The sequence below is a fragment of the Lysobacter sp. Root494 genome (assembly GCF_001427225.1).
Taxonomy (GTDB): domain Bacteria; phylum Pseudomonadota; class Gammaproteobacteria; order Xanthomonadales; family Xanthomonadaceae; genus Agrilutibacter.
This window is the reverse complement of the sequence record NZ_LMFH01000008.1, coordinates 170,423-191,681: the sequence shown is the minus strand read 5'-3', so window position 1 is coordinate 191,681 and position 21,259 is coordinate 170,423. Positions and strand designations below refer to the sequence as shown.

The 21,259-nt window shown below is 66.1% G+C and carries 20 protein-coding genes, 1 other RNA gene and 1 riboswitch; of the genes, 14 read left to right on the top strand and 7 right to left on the bottom strand.

Translation table 11 applies throughout. The annotated features are described in order from the left end of the window. Positions 1-56 precede the first annotated feature (56 nt). A complete protein-coding gene (pyrF, locus tag ASD14_RS13705; protein WP_056134955.1) occupies positions 57-869 on the bottom strand; it encodes an orotidine-5'-phosphate decarboxylase in 813 nt (270 codons plus the stop codon). Between the two features lie 471 nt (positions 870-1,340). Continuing rightward, entirely contained in the window at positions 1,341-3,008 is a 1,668-nt protein-coding gene (ettA, locus tag ASD14_RS13700; protein ID WP_056134953.1) for an energy-dependent translational throttle protein EttA, read from the bottom strand. 268 nt (positions 3,009-3,276) lie between these two features. Between ettA and glyA the strand changes: the two genes are divergently transcribed. The 9 genes from glyA (at position 3,277) to thiL (ending at position 11,634) form a co-directional block, all read left to right on the top strand. Then, on the top strand, positions 3,277-4,545 hold the full coding sequence (gene glyA, locus ASD14_RS13695; protein WP_056134950.1) for a serine hydroxymethyltransferase: 1,269 nt from the start codon (positions 3,277-3,279) through the stop codon (positions 4,543-4,545). Positions 4,546-4,631: 86 nt separating this feature from the next. After that, complete coding sequence (nrdR, locus tag ASD14_RS13690) at positions 4,632-5,150, top strand: transcriptional regulator NrdR (protein ID WP_056134948.1); 519 nt, start codon at positions 4,632-4,634, stop codon at positions 5,148-5,150. Positions 5,151-5,354: 204 nt separating this feature from the next. Further along, positions 5,355-6,467: a bifunctional diaminohydroxyphosphoribosylaminopyrimidine deaminase/5-amino-6-(5-phosphoribosylamino)uracil reductase RibD gene (ribD, locus tag ASD14_RS13685; RefSeq protein WP_157475405.1), complete on the top strand. Its 1,113-nt coding sequence runs from the start codon at positions 5,355-5,357 to the stop codon at positions 6,465-6,467. A gap of 73 nt (positions 6,468-6,540) precedes the next feature. Next, a complete protein-coding gene (locus ASD14_RS13680) occupies positions 6,541-7,293 on the top strand; it encodes a class I SAM-dependent methyltransferase (protein WP_056134942.1) in 753 nt (250 codons plus the stop codon). Between the two features lie 273 nt (positions 7,294-7,566). Further along, a riboswitch (FMN riboswitch) is annotated at positions 7,567-7,755 on the top strand. Positions 7,756-7,886: 131 nt separating this feature from the next. Next, a complete protein-coding gene (locus ASD14_RS13675) occupies positions 7,887-8,498 on the top strand; it encodes a riboflavin synthase (protein WP_056135396.1) in 612 nt (203 codons plus the stop codon). After that, positions 8,495-9,643 (top strand): 3,4-dihydroxy-2-butanone-4-phosphate synthase, encoded by a 1,149-nt coding sequence (gene ribB / locus ASD14_RS13670; RefSeq protein ID WP_056134939.1) that lies wholly within the window; start codon positions 8,495-8,497, stop codon positions 9,641-9,643. The genes ASD14_RS13675 and ribB overlap by 4 nt, the downstream gene beginning before the upstream one ends. Before the next feature lie 27 nt (positions 9,644-9,670). Then, the gene (ribH, locus tag ASD14_RS13665) at positions 9,671-10,138 is read left to right on the top strand and encodes a 6,7-dimethyl-8-ribityllumazine synthase (protein ID WP_056134936.1); all 468 of its coding nucleotides are present in this window, start codon (positions 9,671-9,673) and stop codon (positions 10,136-10,138) included. Continuing rightward, positions 10,135-10,596 carry a transcription antitermination factor NusB gene (gene nusB, locus ASD14_RS13660; protein ID WP_056134931.1) on the top strand — a complete coding sequence of 154 codons (462 nt, stop codon included), beginning with the start codon at positions 10,135-10,137 and terminating at the stop codon, positions 10,594-10,596. Before ribH ends, nusB begins: the two co-directional genes overlap by 4 nt. Positions 10,597-10,617: 21 nt before the next feature. Beyond that, the gene (gene thiL, locus ASD14_RS13655; RefSeq protein WP_082538998.1) at positions 10,618-11,634 is read left to right on the top strand and encodes a thiamine-phosphate kinase; all 1,017 of its coding nucleotides are present in this window, start codon (positions 10,618-10,620) and stop codon (positions 11,632-11,634) included. A 23-nt stretch (positions 11,635-11,657) separates the two neighbouring features. On the opposite strand, the gene ASD14_RS13650 is transcribed toward thiL, so the two are convergent. From ASD14_RS13650 to ASD14_RS13635, 4 genes are all read right to left on the bottom strand, one after another. Continuing rightward, on the bottom strand, positions 11,658-12,665 hold the full coding sequence (locus ASD14_RS13650; RefSeq protein ID WP_056134928.1) for a patatin-like phospholipase family protein: 1,008 nt from the start codon (positions 12,663-12,665) through the stop codon (positions 11,658-11,660). Between the two features lie 177 nt (positions 12,666-12,842). Continuing rightward, positions 12,843-14,237, bottom strand: a complete 1,395-nt coding sequence (locus ASD14_RS13645; protein WP_056134925.1) for an FAD-linked oxidase C-terminal domain-containing protein — start codon at positions 14,235-14,237, stop codon at positions 12,843-12,845. A gap of 66 nt (positions 14,238-14,303) precedes the next feature. Next, on the bottom strand, positions 14,304-14,699 hold the full coding sequence (locus ASD14_RS13640; RefSeq protein WP_056134922.1) for a YraN family protein: 396 nt from the start codon (positions 14,697-14,699) through the stop codon (positions 14,304-14,306). An 18-nt stretch (positions 14,700-14,717) separates the two neighbouring features. After that, positions 14,718-16,055, bottom strand: a complete 1,338-nt coding sequence (locus ASD14_RS13635) for a penicillin-binding protein activator (RefSeq protein WP_255355037.1) — start codon at positions 16,053-16,055, stop codon at positions 14,718-14,720. 95 nt (positions 16,056-16,150) lie between these two features. On the opposite strand from ASD14_RS13635, the gene rsmI reads away from it, so the two are divergent. Further along, the gene (gene rsmI, locus ASD14_RS13630; RefSeq protein ID WP_056134918.1) at positions 16,151-16,975 is read left to right on the top strand and encodes a 16S rRNA (cytidine(1402)-2'-O)-methyltransferase; all 825 of its coding nucleotides are present in this window, start codon (positions 16,151-16,153) and stop codon (positions 16,973-16,975) included. Between the two features lie 267 nt (positions 16,976-17,242). Continuing rightward, positions 17,243-17,592: RNase P RNA component class A (rnpB, locus tag ASD14_RS14435), an RNA gene on the top strand. A gap of 219 nt (positions 17,593-17,811) precedes the next feature. On the opposite strand, the gene ASD14_RS13625 is transcribed toward rnpB, so the two are convergent. Next, positions 17,812-19,041 (bottom strand): vanadium-dependent haloperoxidase, encoded by a 1,230-nt coding sequence (locus ASD14_RS13625; RefSeq protein WP_056134915.1) that lies wholly within the window; start codon positions 19,039-19,041, stop codon positions 17,812-17,814. A 506-nt stretch (positions 19,042-19,547) separates the two neighbouring features. On the opposite strand from ASD14_RS13625, the gene mraZ reads away from it, so the two are divergent. The 3 genes from mraZ to ftsL are packed head-to-tail and all read left to right on the top strand — an operon-like array spanning position 19,548 to position 21,207. Next, a complete protein-coding gene (gene mraZ / locus ASD14_RS13620; protein ID WP_056134912.1) occupies positions 19,548-19,994 on the top strand; it encodes a division/cell wall cluster transcriptional repressor MraZ in 447 nt (148 codons plus the stop codon). Then, a complete protein-coding gene (gene rsmH / locus ASD14_RS13615; protein WP_056134909.1) occupies positions 19,991-20,944 on the top strand; it encodes a 16S rRNA (cytosine(1402)-N(4))-methyltransferase RsmH in 954 nt (317 codons plus the stop codon). The genes mraZ and rsmH overlap by 4 nt, the downstream gene beginning before the upstream one ends. After that, positions 20,941-21,207 (top strand): cell division protein FtsL, encoded by a 267-nt coding sequence (gene ftsL / locus ASD14_RS13610; RefSeq protein WP_056134906.1) that lies wholly within the window; start codon positions 20,941-20,943, stop codon positions 21,205-21,207. The genes rsmH and ftsL overlap by 4 nt, the downstream gene beginning before the upstream one ends. The last annotated feature ends 52 nt before the right edge of the window (positions 21,208-21,259 follow it).

The window sequence follows — 21,259 nt, the reverse complement described above, 5'->3', positions numbered from 1 at the left end:
CCGCCAAACCAGCACGAGCAGGCAGCAGCTTGCCGAGCAGGCCGCGACCTGCCGGGTCAGCGGTAGCGATTGATCTCGTCGCGAAGCGTCTTCGACGCGTGCGCGGCGGCTTCGGCAAAATCCTTTCCGTTCGATGCATACAGGATCGCGCGCGATGAGCTCACGATCAGTCCGGTACCGTCGGCCGTCCTCGCATTCGTCACTACTGCCTGGACATCGCCGCCCTGTGCGCCGACGCCTGGCACGAGGAATGGCATGTCGCCGACGATCGTGCGGACTTCGCGCAACTGCTCCGGCCAGGTCGCGCCGACCACGAGCGCGCAGTTGCCGCTGCCGTTCCACTCGCGCGCAACCTTTTCGGCTACATGCTGATAAAGCGGGCGGCCATCGACAACGAGGTCCTGCAGATCACCGGCGCCCGGATTCGAGGTGCGGCACAGGATCACCACGCCGCGATCCAGACGATTGAGGAACGGCTGCACCGAATCGCGGCCGAGATAGGGGTTCGCGGTGACCGCATCAGCGGCGTAGCGATCGAAGGCTTCGGTCGCGTAATGCTGCGCGGTGCTGCCGATGTCACCCCGTTTGCTGTCGAGGATTACCGGAATGCCCGGATGTGCTGTGTGGATATGGGCGATGAGTCGTCGCAAAGCATCTTCTGCGCCGAGTGCGGCGAAGTGTGCAATCTGCGGCTTGAAGCTGCATGCGTACAACGCGGTCGCGTCGACGATGTCGCGGCAGAAGTTGAACACCGCGTCGGGGTCGCCGGCGAAGTGCAGCGGAAATTTCGCCAGTTCGGGATCGAGACCCACGCAGACCAGCGATTCGGCCTGTTCCCAGCGTGCGCGCAATGCCTGCATGAAGCTCATCATCGATCCTCGTTCAGGAGATGGGTGCCGCCAGCGGTTTCCCATCCTCGTGGATGTAGTGCCAGCGCGGTGACTTCGCTTTTACTCGTCATTCCCGCGAAAGCGGGAATCCAGTGACTTTGGCTTTGCTTCGGTGTTTGCCTTGCTCGTCATTCCCGTGAAAGCGGGAATGCATGGACGTGGCTCGCTGCTTCTGTTTTCCCGCCTGAAGAGCGAAGAGCGGAAGTCACTGGATTCCCGCTTTCGCGGGAATGACGAGCAAGAGCAACAATAAACAACGGCAAGGACGAATAGGGGGTAACGGCAATAACAAAAGACGGCAACAGTAAAAACGACAGCAACAAAACGGAACACAAAAAACGGCAACAGCAAAGTCAGTGGATCCCCGCTAAAAGCATGCGGGGATGACGCAGCGGCAAAGGCCTTCGCGCAACGCGCGAAGGCGCCACTGCCAAGGCGGGCATGCCCGCCTTACTTCAAGGCCTTGAACCTCAGGCGATGCGGCTGCGCGCCTTCCGCGCCGAGACGGCGCTTCTTGTCTTCCTCGTACTCGCGGTAGTTGCCCTGGAAGAACTCGACGTGCGAGTCGCCTTCGAAGGCGAGGATATGGGTGGCGATGCGGTCCAGGAACCAGCGATCGTGCGAGATCACGAAGGTGTTGCCCGGGAATTCGAGCAGCGCGTCTTCGAGCGCGCGCAGGGTTTCGATGTCGAGGTCGTTGGACGGTTCGTCGAGCAGCAGCACGTTGCCGCCCTGCAGCAGCGTCTTCGCCATGTGCAGGCGGCCGCGTTCACCACCCGACAGCGTGCCGACCAGCTTCTGCTGGTCCTGGCCCTTGAAGTTGAAGCGGCCGATGTAGGCGCGCGACTGGATCTCGATGCCGTTGATGTTGAGGATGTCCAGGCCGCCGGACACTTCCTGGAACACGTTGTGGTTGCCGGTGAGCGCGTCGCGGCTCTGGTCGACGTAGGCGAGCTTCACGGTCGAGCCCATGTCGATCTCGCCCGAATCCGGCTTCTCCTGGCCCGTGATCATCTTGAACAGCGTCGACTTGCCCGCGCCGTTCGGGCCGATGATGCCGACGATCGCGCCCGGCGGCACCGAGAACGAGAGGTTGTCGATCAGCAGGCGGTCGCCGAACTTCTTCGAGACGTTCTTGAACTCGACGACCTTGTTGCCCAGGCGCTCGCCCGGCGGAATGAAGATCTCGTTGGTTTCGTTGCGGCGCTGGTAATCGACCGATTGCAGCTCCTCGATGCGGGCGAGGCGCGCCTTGCCCTTCGAGCGGCCGCCCTTGGCGTTCTGGCGCGCCCACTCGAGTTCCTTCTGGATCGCCTTCTGCCGCGACTTCTCCTGCGACTCTTCCTGCTTCAGGCGCTCGTCCTTCTGCGTCAGCCATTCGGTGTAGTTGCCCTTCCACGGAATGCCGCGGCCGCGGTCGAGTTCGAGGATCCACTCGGCGGCGTTGTCGAGGAAGTAGCGATCGTGGGTCACGGCGACGACGGTGCCGGTGTAGCGGGCGAGGAACTGTTCCAGCCACTCCACGGATTCGGCGTCGAGGTGGTTGGTCGGTTCGTCGAGCAGCAGCATGTCCGGCTTCTGCAGCAGCAGGCGGCACAGCGCGACGCGGCGCTTCTCGCCACCCGAGAGCTTGCCGATGACCGCATCCCACGGCGGCAGTCGCAGCGCGTCGGCGGCGACTTCCAGCTGCTGTTCGAGCATGTGCGCGTCGCCGGCGGCGAGGATCGCCTCGAGGCGCTGCTGCTCGGCGGCGAGCTTGTCGAAGTCGGCGCCTTCCTCGGCATAGGCGGCGTACACGCGGTCGAGTTCGGCCTGGGCGTTGAGGATTTCGCCGACGCCTTCCTCGACGGCTTCGCGCACGGTCTTGTTCGGGTCGAGTTCGGGTTCCTGCGCCAGGTAGCCGACCTTGATGCCGGGCTGCGGGCGGGCTTCGCCGTTAAAGTCCTTGTCGACGCCGGCCATGATCTTCAGCACGGTCGACTTGCCGGAGCCGTTGAGGCCGAGCAGGCCGATCTTCGCGCCCGGATAGAAGGACAGCGAGATGTCCTTGATGATCTGGCGCTTCGGCGGCACGACCTTGCTGACGCCGTTCATGGTGTAGATGTATTGCGAGGACATGGGGCTCTCGATCGAACGCGGTGCGGGCACCGTGGGGCAGGCGGCGGCGTCCTGCGCGGGGCAGGGCCGGGGGGTGTTCGGGGTGAAGCGGGATAGCCGCGAATTATAGCTGCCGGCGCGGGCCTTCGCCTCGTGGATTCACCCGGGACGCCCGAATTCGGGAGCCCACGCCTGCAGCTTATGGCGATCTCTCACAGCACGGCGGGGCGAGGTCAAACGCACGTTAAACTTGCGGCTTCTCCCCACCACAACCCCCGCCGGAGAGCCGATGTTCCCGCGTGACGCCCGTATCGAAGGTTTTGACCCCGAACTCGCCCAGGCCATCGCCAACGAGAACCGCCGCCAGGAAGACCACGTCGAGCTCATCGCGTCGGAGAACTACGCCAGCCCGCGGGTGATGGAAGCGCAGGGCAGCCAGCTCACCAACAAGTACGCCGAAGGCTATCCGGGCAAGCGTTACTACGGCGGTTGCGAATACGTCGACATCGCCGAGCAGCTCGCGATCGACCGCTGCAGGCAGTTGTTCGGCGCGGACTACGCCAACGTGCAGCCGCACTCGGGTTCGCAGGCCAACCAGGCCGTGTACCTGGCGCTGCTGAGCCCGGGCGACACCATCCTCGGCATGTCGCTGGCGCACGGCGGCCACCTGACCCACGGCGCCAAGGTCAACATCAGCGGCAAGCTGTTCAACGCCGTGCAGTACGGCGTCAACGAACAGGGCCTGATCGATTACGACGAAGTCGAGCGTCTCGCCGTCGAGCACAAGCCGAAGATGGTTGTCGCCGGCTTCTCCGCGTATTCGCAGGTGGTCGACTGGGCGCGCTTCCGCGCGATCGCCGACAAGGTCGGCGCGTACCTTTTCGTCGACATGGCGCACGTCGCCGGTCTCGTCGCCGCTGGCGTGTATCCGAACCCGGTCCCGCATGCGCACGTCGTGACTTCGACCACGCACAAGACCCTGCGCGGCCCGCGTGGCGGCATCATCGTCGCAGGCCAGCAGGCCATGGGCGACAAGGCCGAGGAGATCGAAAAGAAGCTGCAGTCGATCGTCTTCCCCGGCATCCAGGGCGGCCCGCTGATGCACGTGATTGCCGCGAAGGCCGTCGCGTTCAAGGAAGCGCTGGAGCCCGACTTCGCTGCCTATCAGCAACAGGTCGTGAAGAACGCGCAGGCGATGGCGAAGACCATCATTTCGCGCGGTTACAAGATCGTTTCCGGCGGCACCGAGAACCACCTGATGCTCGTCGACATGATCGGTAAGAGCATCACCGGCAAGGCCGCCGAGGAAGCGCTCGGCAAGGCGCACATCACCGTCAACAAGAACGCAGTGCCGAACGATCCGCAGAAGCCGTTCGTGACTTCGGGCCTGCGCATCGGCACTCCGGCGGTCACCACGCGGGGTTACAGGGAACCGGACTGCGTGGCGCTGGCGGACTGGATCTGCGACGTGCTCGACAATCCCAATGACGACAACGTCATCGCCGGCGTGCGCGGGAACGTGACGAAGCAATGCAAGCAATTCCCCGTTTACGGCTGATGTGAACGACTCCCCGCCGCAAGCGGGGAGTCTGCTTTCTGGCAGCCGTGCTTGATCCCGCATGAAGCCGAGGTCACCCTAGTCCCATGCATTGCCCCTTCTGCCAGCACCTCGACACCCGCGTGATCGATTCGCGCGTTTCCGACGACGGCGCCACGATCCGGCGCCGCCGCGTCTGCGAGGCCTGCGGCGAGCGCTTCAGCACGCTGGAAACCATCGAGCTGAAGCTGCCGCTGATCATCAAGAGCGATGGCCGGCGCGAGGCGTTCGATGCGCGCAAGCTGCGCTCCGGCTTCGACCGTGCATTGCAGAAGCGGCCGGTGTCGGAGGAGCAGATCGAGGCGGCGGTACGCGCCGTCGTGCATCACCTGCGCATGACTGCCGAACGGGAGCTGGCTTCGCGCCGTGTCGGCGAATATGTGATGGCGGAACTGCGCAAGCTCGACCACGTCGCCTACGTTCGCTTTGCATCGGTGTATCGCGCGTTCGAGGACGTCGCCGATTTCCGTGAAGTGCTCGATCGCCTCGAACACGACACCGCGACCGAAGGCCAGTTGCCGCTGATCGAGGACGAGCCGCCGCCGACGAAGAGTCGCAAGCGGTAGCGCAGGTTCGGCGTCACGGGTGACAGTGGAACGATCGAATACGATTTCGTCATTCCGGCCAAAGCCGGGATCCAGGCTTTGTTCTCGACGGGTCAAAACTGGATCCCGGCTTCGCCGGGATGACGAGGATTCAAGCAAGCTTCCGCGTAAACAGGAACGACAGCGGCTCGCCCGACCTGATCGGCCTGCCCGGAGTTGATGACCATGAACACCCCCGCATTCACCGCCACCGACCACCTGATGATGGCTCGCGCCCTGCGCCTTGCCGAGCGCGGCGCGTACACGACGCGCCCCAATCCGATGGTCGGCTGCGTGATCGCGCAGGGCGACAACATCGTTAGCGAAGGCTTCCACGCAAAAGCGGGCGAGCCGCACGCCGAAGTCCTCGCCCTGCAGGCTGCCGGCGAGAGGGCCAAAGGCGCGACGGCCTACGTCACGCTGGAGCCCTGCGCCCACGTCGGCAAGACCGGCCCATGCGCCGATGCGCTGATTGCCGCTGGCGTGTCGCGTGTCGTCGCGGCGATGCGCGATCCATTCCCGCAGGTGGACGGCGCTGGGTTCGAGAAGCTATTGGCCGCCGGCATCACGGTCGACAGCGGCCTGATGGAAGCGCAGGCGCGCACGCTCAATCGCGGCTGGCTGTCGCGCATCGAGCGCGGGCGCCCGTGGCTGCGGGTGAAGCTCGCCACCAGCCTCGACGGACGGAGCGCACTGGCCAGCGGCGAGTCGAAGTGGATCAGCGGCGAGGCGTCGCGCCAGGACGTGCAGCGCTGGCGTGCACGCGCCGGCGCGATCCTGACCGGCGCGGGCACCGTGCTGATCGACGATCCGAGCCTTACGGTTCGCCTCGAAGATGACACGCCCTTCGTGCCGCCCATGCGCGTGGTGCTCGATCCGGGTCTGGCCACCGTCGCACGCGGCCGCGTGCGCGAGGGCGATGCGCCCACGCTCTACATCCACGCGCCAGATGCCAAGCCGCCGCGCGCAATCGATGCGCAGACCGCTTCCGCGCCCGTGCACGACGGACGCTTCGACCTCGCCGCCGTGCTGAAACTGCTGGCTGCACGCGAAATCAACGAAGTGCAGGTCGAGGCCGGCGCGACACTGGCTGGCGCCTTCCTGTCGGCAGGACTCGTCGACGAGATCCTGCTCTACGTCGCGCCCGTCCTGCTCGGTGATCGCGCGCGCCCGTTGTTCGACGGCCTGCATATCGACGAAATGACGCAGCGCCTGCATCTCGACATCGTCGAATCGCGACGCATCGGCAGCGACGTGCGCCTGCTGCTGCAGCCGCGCCGCGAGAACGTGGAGCCATGACGGGAATGAAGGCGGCGCAGTGCGTTGCAACGTCACCGGCGTCGCGCTCCCCCCACATCCGGATGATCGGCTGATGGCGTTCAAGGACCATTTCTCCGGCATCGCCGATGCCTACGCCGCGGCCCGCCCCGAGTACCCCGACGAACTCTTCGACCTGATCGCTGCATGCGTTCCGGCCAACGCCAGCGTGTGGGAGCCAGGTTGCGGCAGCGGCCAGGCCACGCGCGGTCTCGCCGCGCGCTTTGCGCATATCCATGCGACCGATCCGAGCGCACGGCAGATCGCCCAGCACTGGGCGCGGGCCGGCGGAGCCAACGTGACGCTTGCCGTCGAGCCCGGCGAACGCACGTCGTTGCCGGATGCCAGCGTGCAGCTCGTTGCCATCGCGCAGGCGTTGCACTGGTTCGATCGCGACGCGTTCTTCGCCGAATGCGGGCGCGTGCTCGCGCCAGGCGGCGTGCTGGCGGCCTGGGGCTATGGGGATTTCGTCGCTCCCGAAGGCATGGTCGAAGCAGTAGCGGATTTCCGCGCGCTGATCGATCCGTACTGGCCGCCCGAGCGTGCCCTGATCGACGCGGAATACGCCGGTTTCGACTGGCCGTTCCCGGCCTTGCCCACGCAATCGATGTGGCTCGAAGCCGAGTGGCCGCTGGCGCATTTCCTGCGCTATCTCTCGAGCATGTCGGCAACCGCGCGCTGCCGCGCCGATATCGGCGAGGACCCCGTGGCACGCCACGCGTCCGCGCTTTCGGCGTCCTGGGGCGACCCTGGCGAGGCGCGCACGATTCGCTGGCCGCTGTTCCTGCACCTGCGCCGCAAGCCCTAGCCGGCATTACTTGCAGAGCGGAGCGTGCTGCGCTGCTTCGCTTCGGTAGCGCCGCGCCTGCACGGTGCCGGGATCTGCGGCAACTCGCGCCGCGCAGGTCGATCGCGATTCTTATCCGGCCACGCGCTCCAAGCCGCCACCGGCCAGTGAAAAGCAGCGGAGCAAGGTACCGCTCTACAAGGCGCGAAGACACGGAGCATTTCGTGTCCGCAGGCAATTGACGCAAAACCCGGGTGTTAGAATGCCCCGCCGGTTCGCCGGCACCACAACTCGTAACGTCTTCAGGGCGGGGTGCAATTCCCCACCGGCGGTAGGCGAGGTCCTGTCCACGACAGACCACGCGAGCCCGCGAGCGCCTCCAGTGCAGCGGAGGGTCAGCAGATCCGGTCGAATGCCGGAGCCGACGGTTCAAGCGTTCCGCTTTCCGTGGAGCGCCCACAGTCCGGATGAAAGAAGACGGCTCCGCGCCCGGCCTCGTGCCGTGTGCCTGCCTCGTGCCTTGGGGCGTTTTTCGCCAGCTCTTTTGCGGGAAACGTTCACATGTCCAGCTTCCATCTCTCCCTCCATGCCATCTCCGCGAAGGAGGTGTGCTGATGTTCACCGGCATCATTGAGGGCCTTGGCCGCATCGCGGCGCTCGAAGAGCGTGGCGGCGATGTCCGCCTGCGCGTCGAAGCCGGCACGTTGCCGTTCGACAACGTGCAGCTCGGCGAGAGCGTCGCCGTGAACGGCGTGTGCCTCACCGTGATCGACTTCGATGCGACGTCGTTCGCCGCAGATGCGTCGAACGAAACCCTGTCGCTCACCACGCTGGGCCGCCTGCAAGCCGGCGCACCGGTCAACCTCGAACGCGCGATGCGTCCGACGGACCGGCTCGGCGGTCATCTCGTCAGCGGTCACGTCGATGGCGTTGGCCGGGTGCTTTCGATTGTCGAAGACGCGCGCGCGCAGCGTTGGCGATTCGCCGCGCCGGCCGCATTGCTGAAGTACATCGCGAAGAAGGGCTCGATCTGCGTCGACGGCGTCAGCCTCACCGTCAATGAAGTGGATGCGCAGGGCTTCGAAGTCGCGCTGATTCCGCACACCGTCACGCATACCGCCTTCGCGCTGACGAAAGTGGACGATGCCGTCAACCTCGAAATCGACCTGGTCGCGCGCTACGTCGAGCGCCTGCTGGGTGAACGCAGCCAGGAGCCGCAGGCATGAGCTTTTCTCCCATCCCCGAACTCCTCGAAGAACTCCGCAATGGCCGCATGGTCGTGATCGTCGACGACGAGGATCGCGAGAACGAAGGCGACCTGATCATGGCCGCCGAACTCGTGCGCCCGCAGGACATCAACTTCATGGTCACGCACGCGCGCGGCCTGGTGTGCCTCTCGCTCACGCGCGAGCGCTGCAGGCAGCTCGGGCTGCCGCCGATGGTGCGCGACAACACCTCGCCGCACCACACCAACTTCACCGTGTCGATCGAAGCGGCCGAAGGTGTCACCACCGGCATTTCCGCCTACGACCGCGCCCACACCGTGCGCACCGCGGTGCGTCCGGATGCGAGCGCGACCGACCTGAGCCAGCCCGGCCACATCTTCCCGTTGATGGCGCAGCCCGGCGGCGTGCTCAATCGCGCGGGACATACCGAAGCGGCGAGCGATCTCGCCCTGCTCGCCGGAATGGAGCCCGCCGGCGTGCTGGTTGAAATCCTCAACCCCGACGGCTCGATGGCGCGGCGTCCCGAACTGGAAGTCTTCGCGCGCGAGCACGGCCTGAAGATGGGTTCGATCGAGGATCTCATCCGTTATCGCCTCGAAACCGAGCACACCATCGAGCGCGTCGACGAACGCGAGATCGACACCGAGCACGGCGGCTTCCGCCTGCTGAGCTACCGCGATCGCCTGAGCCACGTCCTGCACTTCGCGCTCGTGCGTGGCGAAGTCGACGCGGATACGCCGGCCCTGGTGCGCGTACACGTCCAGAACCCGCTGGCCGATGCGTTGCACTGGCGCCGCGCCGATTTCGGCCCTGCGGTCGGCGACGTGCTCGCGGCAATCGCACGGGAAGGCTGCGGCGCACTCGTGCTCCTGGGAGATCACGCCGATGCCGACGGACTGCTCGCCCGCATACGCGCACGGCCCGAAAGCCACGAAGAACCGGCGCAGCGCCCCAGCCGCGGCCACGCGCTGGCGGAATGGCGCCGCAATGGCGCGGGCGCGCAGATCCTCGCCGACCTCGGGCTGGGCAAGCTGCGCGTGCTCGGCACGCCACGCCGGCAGGTGGGCCTCGCTGGCTTCGGCCTGGAAGTCGTCGAATACGTCGAACCGCCCGCCGCGACGGCCCCGGCCGCGGCGACGCGGTAAACTGCGCCCCCTTTCGAGATCCCGTCCATGCCCCACTACGAAGGCGACATGCGCGCCACCCCGGGCACCCGCTTCGCGATCATCGCCAGCCGCTGGAACCCGCGCATCACCGATACGCTGGTGGCTGGCGCGCGCCGCACCTTCGCCGAGCATGGCGTCGCCGAAGACGCGGTCGACGTGATCCGCGTGCCGGGTGCGTGGGAGTTGCCCCTCGCCGCCGCTGCCGTGGCGAAGAAGGGTTCCCACGCCGCCATCGTCGCGCTCGGTTGCGTGGTGCGCGGCGATACGCGTCACTACGAACACGTCGCCGATGGCTGTTCCGACGGCCTGATGCGCGTAGCCATCGAGCATGGCGTGCCGGTGGCCAACGGCGTGCTCGCCGTCGACCGCTTCGAGGACGCCGAAGCGCGTGCCGGCGGCAGCCACGGGAACAAGGGCGAAGAATGCGCGCTGGTCGTCCTGGAAATGGCGCAACTGCTGGAGCAACTCGCATGAACCGTCGCCGTTCCGATGGCATAGATCCCGTCGCGCGTTCGCGCGCCCGCCGCCGCGCCTTGCAGGCCGTGTACGCCTGGCAGATGTCGGGTTCGAACGTGCGCGACGTGATCGCGCAGTTCGCGCACGAGCAGGCGCATGAAGTCGCCGACCTCGAATACTTCGAGGACCTGGTGCGCGGCGTCGACAAGCACTGCGAGGAACTCGACACGGCGCTCGCACCGTTCCTCGATCGTGACGTCGAGCAGGTCGACCCGATCGAACGCGCGGTGCTGCGCATCGCCGCGTATGAACTTCGCGAGCGCCGCGACGTGCCGTATCGCGTGGTGATCAACGAGGCGATCGAAACCGTGAAGCGCTTCGGCGCCGAGCACGGCCATACCTACGTCAACGGCGTCCTCGACCATGCCGCGGCGGCATGGCGCGCGACGGAAGTGCAAGCCCCGCGCCAGCGCTGAGCCGCGCGACGTCCAGACCGCATGTCGTCGACTTCCACATTCACCCTGCGCTTCGGCTCGCCGGCTTACAACGTCGGCGAAAACCCGGCTACGCCGGAGTTCGACCTGATCGAGCGCATCCGTCGCCGCGCGTCCTTGCGCGAGGACGTGATCCTGGGCATCGGCGACGACGCCGCGATCGTGCAGGTACCCGCCGGCAAGCAGCTGGTGATCGCCGCCGACACCATCAATCGCGGGATCCATTTCCCCGATAACACCGCACCCGGCGACATCGGCTGGAAGTCGCTCGCGGTCAATCTTTCCGATATTGCGTCGATGGGCGCGGAACCGGCGTGGTGCACGCTGTCGCTGTCGCTGCCGACCGGCGATGCAGGGTGGGTCGATGCGTTCCTCGACGGCTTCCTCGAACTCGCCGCGCTGCACCGCGTTGCGTTGATTGGCGGCGACACCACGCGTGGACCGTTGTCGATCAGCGTTACCGTTCACGGCTTCGTCGAACCAGGGCGGGCGCTGCTTCGCAGCAGCGCGTTCGAAGGCGACGACGTATGGGTGACCGGCACGCTCGGCGAAGCGACGGCTGCACTCACGCAGTGGCAGGCAGGTGCAAGCGTTGATCCCGTGCTGCGCATGCGCCTGGATCGCCCGACGCCGCGCCTTGCAGTCGCCGCGCGGATCGCAGGCATCGCGCACGCCTGCATCGATGTGTCCGATGGACTACTCGCCGACCTGCAGCACATCTGCAGCGCCAGCCGGGTAGGCGCGGAAGTGGAACTCGAGATGCTGCCTGCGTTGCCCGAACTGGTTGCCGCCTTCGAACCGCAACGCCGCCAGGCGATCCAGGCGACGGGAGGCGACGACTACGAGTTGTGCTTCACCGCCTCTTCGTCCGCGCGCGATGAAATCGCACGCATTGCGGCCGAAACGAATACGCCAATCACGTGTATCGGCCGCATCGTGGCTGGGCAGGGCACGCGCGCGCTGCGTAGTGATGGCAGCGAGTGGATTGCACCGAGCCAAGGCTTCGTGCACTTCGCCTGATCGCCTTTCGCTTCGGCGGTGCGCTACTGCCTCCCGCCTTCCTCGCACTTGTTGCCGAACAATCCACCCAGGCGACGTGGCTTGCAGGGCTCCGCAGTTTTCACGGGTACACGCGGCATCGCTGCGGCTTCGCGTTCGGCGCGCAGCTTCGCCAGCTGCGCGCGGATCTGCGGCAATGCCACCAGCGCGGCACGTTCGCCTTCGAGGATCGCATTGTTGCGCTGCTCGAAATCCGCGGGACCGATGTCGTTCACCAGCGGTCGGATCACCACGTTGGCGCGCGCGAGCTCCTGCTGGCCGAGCTTCTGGCCCATGATCGTGATCGACTGGTTCACCGTCCCCAGCAGGCTGCCCGGATTCTTGCCGCTGGCCTTGGTCGAGATGTCGACGGCGATGACGTAGTCGGCGCCAAGCTGTCGCGCGGCATCGACCGGCACGGGGCTGACGACTCCGCCATCGACGTAGTGCTTCGGCCCGATCACCACCGGCTCGAACACTCCGGGAATACTGCTGGATGCGCGCACCGCCTGTCCGGTGTTGCCGCGCACGAACACGGTGCGATCGCCGGTTTCCAGTTCCGTCGAGACGACGGCGAAGGGCTTGTTCATGCGTTCGAGCGGTCGGTTGCCGACGAGCTGGTTGACGTAGTCCTGCAGCTTCTGGCCCTTCACCACGCCACCCGAGAACAGGCTGACATCGCGGATCTCCGCTTCATCCAGGCCGAACGCCGTCTTCTGCATCTGGAATGCATCCATGCCGCTCGCATACAGCGCACCGACCACGCTGCCCGCGCTGGTGCCCGAAACGACTTCGATGCGCAGGCCGTTGGCTTCTAACATCTTGATCACGCCGATGTGGGCAAAGCCTTTCGCCGCGCCGCCGCCGAGGGCGATGCCGATGCGGACTGGCTTGACAGGTAGCGGCTTCGGCGCGGGCGCAACGGCATCGGGCGCGGGGCCGCCGCTTGCACACGCGGCGAGCAGGAAAGTCAGCGTGAACGCGGCAAGCCAGGCAAAGGGACGGAGGGACATCGGAAGCGCACTGGGGAATGAGGCGCGCAGGATACCGTCGACGCGGCACCGTTTTCCGACGGATGCCGTATTGCGGTCGATCAGTTCAGGGTTGCGCGACGCGATAGCGGTGATCGCGAGCCAAGGGCGATGGTTTGCCAGTACCCGCCGCGGCGGTGGCCTCGACCATGCAGCAGCTCATGGGTCATCGCGCGGCAATAGTTTGCCTGGATTGAGGATTCCGGCGGGATCGAACACCGCCTTGACCTGCCGCATCAGCGACAGCGTGGCCGGCCCGATCGCCTGCGGCATGAAGTCGCGCTTGGCTAGCCCGATGCCGTGTTCGCCGGACAGCGTGCCGCCCAGCGCAAGCGTCAGCGCGAAGACGCGGGCGAGCGCGGCCTGTGCGCGTTCGCCCTGCGCGGGATCGGCGGGGTCGTAAAGAATGTTCACGTGCAGGTTGCCGTTGCCCGCGTGGCCGAAGCTCACGATCGCCAGCGCAAATTCGTCGGCGAGAGAACGCACGCCATCCACGAGTTGCGGAATGCGCGACACGGGCACGACGACGTCTTCGTTGATTTTCCCCGGTGCCAGCGTGCGCAGCGCGGGTGAAAGCGCCTTGCGTGCACTCCACAGCCGCTCTCGCGAGACATCATCGGCGGCGTCATCGAGCGACACCAGGCCGTCGCCTCCGGCGGCGCGCATCAATGCCTCGACCGCGTGCGGCAGTGTTTCCTCATCGCCGTCGGCTTCGATCATCAGCAGGGCGCCAGCGTCCGGTGGCAGGTCGGCGCCGCCCACGTCACGCGCGAGCCGCACGCAATCGCCATCCATGAATTCCAGCATCGAAGGCGTCACCGGTTGCGCCATGAGGCGCGCCACGGCTTGTGCGGCCGAAGCGACATCACGATACAGCGCACGCACGGCGCGGCGCCGCGACGGCAGCGGCGTGAGCTTCAGCGTCGCTTCGACGATCAATGCGAGCGTGCCTTCGCTGCCGACCAGCAGGCGCTGCAGGTCGTAGCCGGTCGAGCCTTTCGTCGTCGCCGTGCCGCAGTGGATGAGTTCGCCAGCCCCGGTGATGGCGGTGAGCGCGAGCACGTTGTCGCGGCTCGCCCCGTACTTCACCGCGCGAGGCCCACCGGCATTGCAGGCGAGGTTGCCGCCGACGGTGCTGAACGCGGCGCTGGTGGGATCCGGCGGCCAGAACAGTCCGTGGGCTTGCAGTGCCGACTGGAGTTCGCCATTGAGCACGCCGGGCTCGACCACCGCGCAACGGTCGCCAGGCCGGATGTCGAGGATGCGGTTCATGCGTTCGAACGACACCACCACGCCGCCGTGCACCGGTACCGACGCGCCGGTCGTGTTGGTGCCGCGTCCGCGCCCGGTCACCGGGATGCGGTGCGCGAAGCAGGCGCGCACCAGCGCCTGCACCTGCTCGCGGGTGACCGGCAGCGCAACGGCATCGGGCAGCGATTCGCGACGGGAGTTGTCGTAGGCATAGGCGAGCCGCTCGCCGGGATCGGTCAGCCAGCCATTGCCGTCGCCCAGCAGGTGGGCGAGTTCGCGATGCAGGTCGGCGGGCAGGGACATGGGCCCATTATGCGCGGGCGATCGCAGGGCCTTGTAGCGCGGGGAAGTTCTCGTTGGGCGCGCGGATCAACAATCGTCGGCGCGAAACGCATCGCGCAGCCAGCGCATGCGCGGTGCTCCCGGGTCACCTTCGGCTTCAACCACGTCGAAGCGACAGGCCATCTGCCCGTAACGCGGGTGAGTGGCGAGAAACGCCTGCGCCGCATGTACGATCTTGCGGCGCTTGCTGGCATCCACCGAAGCGGCGCCACCGCCGAAACGGATGTTGCGGCGATAGCGCACTTCGATGAACACCAGGGTGGCCGTCGCCCCGTCACCTTCGAGCATGACGAGGTCGAGTTCGCCGAAGCGGTAGTTCGCATTCGCTGAGACTTCGCGCAACCCCTCGCTCGCGAGGTGCATGCGGGCCGCGGCTTCGATCGCCGCGCCCTGCGCGCGGCGATGCAGGAAAGGCTTGTCCATAAGCCGGGTTTTGGTGCTTCAGCGCCGCGCGGCGTCCGCCAGCGGTACCGCGATCCCGTTGCTGAAGGTCGACCATCCCGGCGTGCGCTGCACATTGCCGAAACCATCGATACGCAGCACTCCGGTGGCACCGCTGATGCCATCGGCCGAAGTCGCCAGACGTTCGAGGTAAGCGGTGATAAGCCAGGCGTCGAAGCCGAACGCGAACAGGCGCGCAGCGGGTCCCTTCGCATTCGGCAGCATGGCGGCCGCGCTCGAGGGCGAGGGCAGGCCACGCACGCCGCGCGTGTTCCAGCTTTCGCTCGGGAAGGCGATGCCGTCGAGCACGCGATCGTCCTCGGCCTTGCCGGTGCCCGAGAGCAGTTGCGAAGTCGCCACGCGCGGCTTGCCCGCAAGGCCGGCGAGCGCGAGGCGCGGCATCAGCTGGCGCGCAACGCTGCCGCGCGTCGCGAGGAAGATCGCATCGATGCCGCCTTCCTTCGCCGCGAACGGCGCGAAGTCGGCGACGCCTTCGCTGACCACATCGGTCACCGAGCCACCGCGTTCGGCGAGGCGCTCGCGCAGCGCATTCACCGCACGGCGCTGCGTTTCGTCTTCGGAACTCACCACGAACACGCGGCGCGCACCGCGATCGAGCAGGAACTCGGCCGCACCAATGCCCTCGTCCTCGGGTGACAACGAAAAGCTTGCGTTGCCCGCAGGGGGCTGGACCTGCGCGCGATTGAGCGCGAGTACCGGCACCGGCAACGTGCCACGGTTGAACAGCGCACCGACTTCATCGCGCCCGAGCGGGCCGACCAGGAAGTCGTTGCCTTCGGCGACCGCGCGATCGTAGGCCGCGATCGCGCCGGTCGAGGTGTCGTAGAAATTCACTTCCGGGCGGCGGCGTGTTTCACCGTAGTAGCCGGTGAGGAAGCCGTCGCGCACGGGCGCCGCAGCCGTTGCGAGGCTGCCGGACAACGGCAGCAGCACGGCGAGTTTCATCGGCGGGCGATAGCCATCGCTCTCGGCAGGCGGACGATTGCCGGCATCGAACTTCCACGCCGTGCGTTCGAACGGACGCGGCAACGGCAGGCCACGGCGCAAGAGTGCGCGGCCGGCATAGTTGTAGAGCGGATTGCCGGCGGGCAGGGCAGCGGCTTCGCGCTGCAGCGTGGCGTCGTCCAGCGCGGCGAGCAGGGACTCGATCTGCTTTTCGGTCTGCGCGCGTTCGGCGCCGCCCTGGGTCGCCGCCTGGTGCGCCAGCACATCGGCCTGGACGATTGCCTCGTTGCGGCTACGCGCCGCTGGCGTTCCGCTGGTCTGCACCGTGGCACAACCGGCGAGCAGCGCCAGTATCAGCGACGCGGCGAGCATCCAGATCGGGGCGGGCGAGGGCTTGGACAGGCTCATCGGCACGGTATTCCTGGGGGACCGGTTAGGATTCTAACCGCCCCTTCGATTTACCCACGATGCTCACTCCCGGCACCCTTCACGTCGTCGCCACCCCGATCGGCAATCTTGGCGACCTGTCGCCACGCGCGCTCGACACCCTGCGTAACGTCGCGGCGATCTGCGCCGAGGACACGCGGCATACACGGCAGTTGCTGTCCCACTTCGGCCTGGAACGTCCGCTGCTTGCGCTGCACCAGCACAACGAGGACGCGCAGGCTGCGCAACTCGTGGCGCGCCTGGCCGCGGGCGAATCGCTGGCGCTGGTGTCCGATGCGGGCACGCCGCTGGTGAGCGACCCCGGTTACCGGCTCGTGAGTGCCGCGCGCGCTGCAGGCATTCGCGTATCGCCGGTGCCTGGTGCCTGCGCCGCGATCGCGGCGTTGAGCGTGGCGGGACTGCCGAGCGATCGTTTCGTATTCGAAGGATTCCTGCCGGCGAAGTCATCCGCGCGGCGCGAACGCCTGTCGCGACTGGCGAGCGAGACACGCACGCTGATGTTCTACGAGTCCGCGCATCGCATCGAGGAGACACTTGAAGACATGGCGTCGGTGTTCGGTCCTGCGCGGCGCGCGGTGATCGCGCGCGAACTGACCAAGCTGTTCGAAACCGTGCTCGACGGTTCCCTGGCGGAGCTGAAAGCGCGTGTTACCGCTGATGCGGACCAGCGCAGGGGCGAATTTGTGGTGATCGTCGAAGGCGTGGGCGAAGACGCAGACGCCAGGATTGCGGAAGGCCAGCGGCTCTACGCGAAGCTCAGCGAACACCTGAAACCTTCGCAGGCCGCGAAACTGGCGGCTGAACTCAGTGGCGCGCCCCGCAAGGCCCTCTACGGCGGCGAATAACCGTATTGCTTTGTAGAGATTGCTTTGTAGAGCGGAGCTTGCTCCGCTGCCCTCAAATGCAGATTCGGGCCAGTGCGCTCCGTTGCCACGGAAAGCCGCGCACCGCGCAGGCGCGGCGCTACGTATCGATGGTCCTCAACGAAGTCATAGTCCCCTTGGTAAGGGACGCCGCGACAGCGGCGGGGATTGGAGATGCGAAGCGGGGCCCGAAGTTTGCGTAGAAAACTTTGGGGGGCATTCACTGCGAAGCAGTAGAATGCTCGCGGCGGAGTCGGCCGGACAGTCGCGTCATTCATTTGAATGCCGAGGAAAGTCCGGGCTCCACAGGGCACGGTGCCAGGTAACGCCTGGGCGGCGCGAGTCGACGGAAAGTGCAACAGAAAGATACCGCCTATGTCCGGGCAACCGGGCAGGCAAGGGTGAAATGGTGCGGTAAGAGCGCACCGCGAGCCTGGTAACAGGCCGGCACGGCAAACCCCACCGGGAGCAAGACCAAATAGGGAGGCAATGCCGCGGCCCGCGGTGTCTCCGGGTAGGTTGCTTGAGCGTATCGGCGACGATGCGCCTAGAGGAATGACTGTCCACGACAGAACCCGGCTTACAGGCCGGCTCCGCCACCTTTCGTGCTGCGCACGAAGGTGCCCACGATTTTTCTGTTTGCTGCGCAAACAAAAATCGTGGGTCCCGCCATGTGCTTCCAATCCCCGCGGCTTCGCCGCGCCCCCTTACTAAGGGGGCTTTGCACCAGAGGGGGCAGGGTGATGCTTCTGATTCCAAAACGGGATGGCGTTTGCTGTTCCGTTTTCGCTTCCGCATCCCTGTTGGATTCGTGCGAGCTACCTATTCGCGCTAACACTTGCTGCGGCTGCACTCGCAAGCGGCGGCAGGAACGTGTTGCAGATGTGTTGGCCTATCTTCTTTCCCTGCTCGAGGCCGCGCGTGTTTGCTAGGCGGAAATGCGCGCCGGCGTACAAGCGCGACAGCGCCACTTCATTGGCCGCCTGCGAGAAGCGTTCGAAGTGGCGGGTGCGGCCGAAGAACACCTTGTCGCTCGCTATCGCGAACGGCACCGCGTCACTGCCAAGTGCGCACTGCAATACGTTTGCCGAAGCGGACGCGAGAATGCTGTGCGTGGACGGATATTCCGGATGCGCTGGTGTTACCAGCAGCGGAGACCAGTCGGGATCGGGTGAAGTCGCCGCATTTCCATCCGTGTCGCCACGCCGGATCGCGGTGACCGGGCGCCAGTTGAGATAGTGGAATTTGGCTTCCCAGCCGGAAATGAAACTGTCGGCCGCCGCTGCATCGAGCAGCGCGAACAGGCGCGCCGACTGCCACAGATCAAGGTCATTGCCGCGATCTCGATCGCCGGCACGGCCATTGACCACGTTGCGTGCGATCTCGTTCCAGGTCGCGAGCGCATCGCCCGACCAGAACTTCGCCGTGGCGGTCTGCTGGCGCGTGCGCTGCGTGCTGTGCAGCCCGCCGATGCGTTTCACTTCGTTGTACAACTGTGCGTATTGTTCGCTGTCCAGCGCGGGCGGCGGTAGCGGGCGGAACTGGGCTGCCGTGCGCATCGCAAACGGCGTGACGTTGCGCCAACCCGGAACGATCGGCGGATCGAAGCGGGATGGCGTCGGCTGGTATCGCCCGGGCGCGAATGGCTGCGGCGCGAGATGCAGTTCGGCCCGGTCGGCGCCATCCCGGCTGCGCATAGCCAGGATCGCGCGTGCCGCAGCCTTGCCAAGCGAAATGCCTTCACCACGTGCGGCGTTGTCCGGCAGGCGATCGATCGCGTCCTCATAAGCCTTGTCGAGTTGCATTTGATGGTCGCCGGCCATTACCGCCAGGGTGTCGTGCGCGGCAGCGGCAACTGCGGCTTGCGGAGAAGCCTTCGGACCGCGGGGCAGGCCGCGCGCATAAGTGGCGTAAACCGGACGGATCGAATTGAGGGCGTCATGAATCGCCAGGTGCGTCACCGCGAGAGCCCGCGATTGCCGGGTGCCGCCGCCCAGTCCCGAGCAGACGTCGAAGGCGATGGCATTCCATTCAGCAACGGTGTCCACATGTCGCGGGTAGGGACGGGGCAAGACATACAGCCCCAAGGCTGCGAGCGCAGCGACCGTGGCAAGCAGGAGCGCCCGCCGGTGGCGTGGCTGCTGGACAGCGCCGGAAACCGGCGGATTCGCAGTATTCACGGAGTTCGAGCGTAGGGGGACGCCGCGATGTAGCACTCGCGGCGGCCACATTGCGTGATCGCCCGCTTCAGGCGGGTTGTGCACCGCACAATGACGGGAAGCCGGCCGTGCAGACGGAATCCGGCGATGACAGGGCGCCCACCAATCTCAAATCCTGAGACGAAACAAAGCTTAGGAGCAAACTGTTGATAAAGACTCTGAAGTACGCTGCAAGCCCTTGATACACAAAGTGAATTTGGGTCCAAAAAAGCGTTGACAAGCCATAAGCCGGTGCTAAGGTGGTCATTGGAGGGAAAACCGGGTTTTTTGTGGTTTTCTTCGACAAAGGTGATCCAAAAACCGCCCGAAGAGGCGGAAAACCGGCAGGCAGGCGAATGTTCCAGGGCGAGACCGCCATCACGATCGACGACAAGGGCCGGCTGGCGGTGCCCACCGCCTACCGTGACCTCGTCGCGCGCGAGTGCGGGAACCAGCTGGTCATCACCTACAACCCCTTCGAATCCGGTTCCCTCTGGTTGTATCCGCGGGCGGTCTGGGAGCGCGTGCGCGAACAGGTCAACGCCCTGCCCAAGGCCAAGAAGGTCAATCGCTCGATGCAGCTGAAGCTGGTCGGTGCCGCCGAGTTCGTCGAACTCGACGGCAATGCCCGCATCAGCATTCCGGCCAGCCATCGCTCGGCCGTGGGTATCGAGAAGAAAGCCGTGCTGCTCGGCATGGGCGACAAATTCGAGTTGTGGAGCGAGCAGGCGCACCACGCGCAGATCCGTCAGACGGTGACCGACGACGATCTGAGCGAGGAACTGCTCGAGCTGCAGCTGTGACGGCGGGTGGCAGCGGACGCGACACGGCGTCCGGCCACCTTCCCGTGATGTATCGACAGTGCCTGGAGGCACTGCAGGTCAAACCGGAAGGAACGTATCTGGACGGCACGTTCGGGCGCGGCGGGCATGCGCGTGGCGTGCTGGAACTACTGGGCCCCGGAGGCCGGCTGCTGGTCATGGACAAGGATCCCGAAGCGATCGCCGTTGCCGGACGCGAGTTCGGCGCCGATCCGCGCGTCGTGATCTTCCGTGGCAGTTTCGCCCAGCTCGCGCAGTGGGAAGCGACGGCCGGAGGCTTGGACGGTGTGCTGTTCGACCTTGGCGTTTCCTCGCCGCAGCTGGATGTTGCCGAACGCGGTTTTAGTTTCGGCAAGGACGGTCCGCTCGACATGCGCATGGATCCCGAATCCGGCGAAAGCGCGGCGCAGTGGCTGTCACACGCGAGCGACAAGGAAATTGCCGACGTGCTGTGGACCTACGGCGAGGAGCGCATGAGCCGGCGCATCGCGCGTGCCATCGTTTCGCGTCGCGTCGAACAGCCGATCACCCGTACCGCGCAGCTGGCCGATCTCATTGCGTCGGTCGTGCCGCGTGGCGAGCAGAAGATCCATCCCGCGACCCGCAGCTTCCAGGCGATCCGCATCTTCATCAACCGTGAGTTGGCTGATCTCGAAGACGGGCTCGTTGCGGCGCACGCGCGATTGAAGGCCGGCGGCCGGCTCGCCGTGATCAGCTTCCACTCGCTGGAAGACCGCATCGTCAAGCAGTTCATCGCGCGTCACGCCAAGGCACCGCCGGCGAATCGCCGCATGCCGGTCGAAATCCCATTCACGCCAACGCTGAAAGCCATCGGCGACGCGCGCAAGGCCGACGAAGCCGAGACCGCCTCGAATCCGCGCGCCCGCAGCGCCGTGCTGCGCGTGGCGGAAAAGCTTCCGGAGGCCGCATGACCTGGCGCCTCCTGCTCACCGTGCTTGTGGTGGCGAACGTCGCCAGCGCGCTCGCCGTCGTCCATGCGCGCCACCAGCACCGCCAGCTGTTCGTGCAGGCCACGCGGCTGGAAAAGGCACGCGACGAACTCAACATCGAATTCGGACGCCTGCAGCTGGAGCAGGCGACCTGGGCCGAAAGCAACCGCATCGACCAGGTCGCGCGCGACCGGCTGGGCATGAAGTTCCCGGAAGGCGCTGAAATCGTGGTGATTCGCCCATGAGAGCCCGTCCATGAGCGCCCGCAACAACCGCCAGCACCTGGTGAGCCGCGTC

Bases quoted from the DNA above. Each gene is read 5' to 3' on its own strand.
- ftsL (WP_056134906.1), top strand. From the start codon at position 20,941: ATGACCTGGCGCCTCCTGCTCACCGTGCTTGTGGTGGCGAACGTCGCC.
- ASD14_RS13650 (WP_056134928.1), bottom strand. From the start codon at position 12,665: ATGTCCCTCCGTCCCTTTGCCTGGCTTGCCGCGTTCACGCTGACTTTC.
- ribD (WP_157475405.1), top strand. From the start codon at position 5,355: ATGAACACCCCCGCATTCACCGCCACCGACCACCTGATGATGGCTCGC.
- ASD14_RS13675 (WP_056135396.1), top strand. From the start codon at position 7,887: ATGTTCACCGGCATCATTGAGGGCCTTGGCCGCATCGCGGCGCTCGAA.
- mraZ (WP_056134912.1), top strand. From the start codon at position 19,548: ATGTTCCAGGGCGAGACCGCCATCACGATCGACGACAAGGGCCGGCTG.
- rsmI (WP_056134918.1), top strand. From the start codon at position 16,151: ATGCTCACTCCCGGCACCCTTCACGTCGTCGCCACCCCGATCGGCAAT.
- pyrF (WP_056134955.1), bottom strand. From the start codon at position 869: ATGAGCTTCATGCAGGCATTGCGCGCACGCTGGGAACAGGCCGAATCG.
- glyA (WP_056134950.1), top strand. From the start codon at position 3,277: ATGTTCCCGCGTGACGCCCGTATCGAAGGTTTTGACCCCGAACTCGCC.
- ASD14_RS13645 (WP_056134925.1), bottom strand. From the start codon at position 14,237: ATGTCCCTGCCCGCCGACCTGCATCGCGAACTCGCCCACCTGCTGGGC.
- ASD14_RS13640 (WP_056134922.1), bottom strand. From the start codon at position 14,699: ATGGACAAGCCTTTCCTGCATCGCCGCGCGCAGGGCGCGGCGATCGAA.
- thiL (WP_082538998.1), top strand. From the start codon at position 10,618: ATGTCGTCGACTTCCACATTCACCCTGCGCTTCGGCTCGCCGGCTTAC.
- nusB (WP_056134931.1), top strand. From the start codon at position 10,135: ATGAACCGTCGCCGTTCCGATGGCATAGATCCCGTCGCGCGTTCGCGC.
- ASD14_RS13635 (WP_255355037.1), bottom strand. From the start codon at position 16,055: ATGCTCGCCGCGTCGCTGATACTGGCGCTGCTCGCCGGTTGTGCCACG.
- ribB (WP_056134939.1), top strand. From the start codon at position 8,495: ATGAGCTTTTCTCCCATCCCCGAACTCCTCGAAGAACTCCGCAATGGC.
- ettA (WP_056134953.1), bottom strand. From the start codon at position 3,008: ATGTCCTCGCAATACATCTACACCATGAACGGCGTCAGCAAGGTCGTG.
- nrdR (WP_056134948.1), top strand. From the start codon at position 4,632: ATGCATTGCCCCTTCTGCCAGCACCTCGACACCCGCGTGATCGATTCG.
- ribH (WP_056134936.1), top strand. From the start codon at position 9,671: ATGCCCCACTACGAAGGCGACATGCGCGCCACCCCGGGCACCCGCTTC.
- ASD14_RS13680 (WP_056134942.1), top strand. From the start codon at position 6,541: ATGGCGTTCAAGGACCATTTCTCCGGCATCGCCGATGCCTACGCCGCG.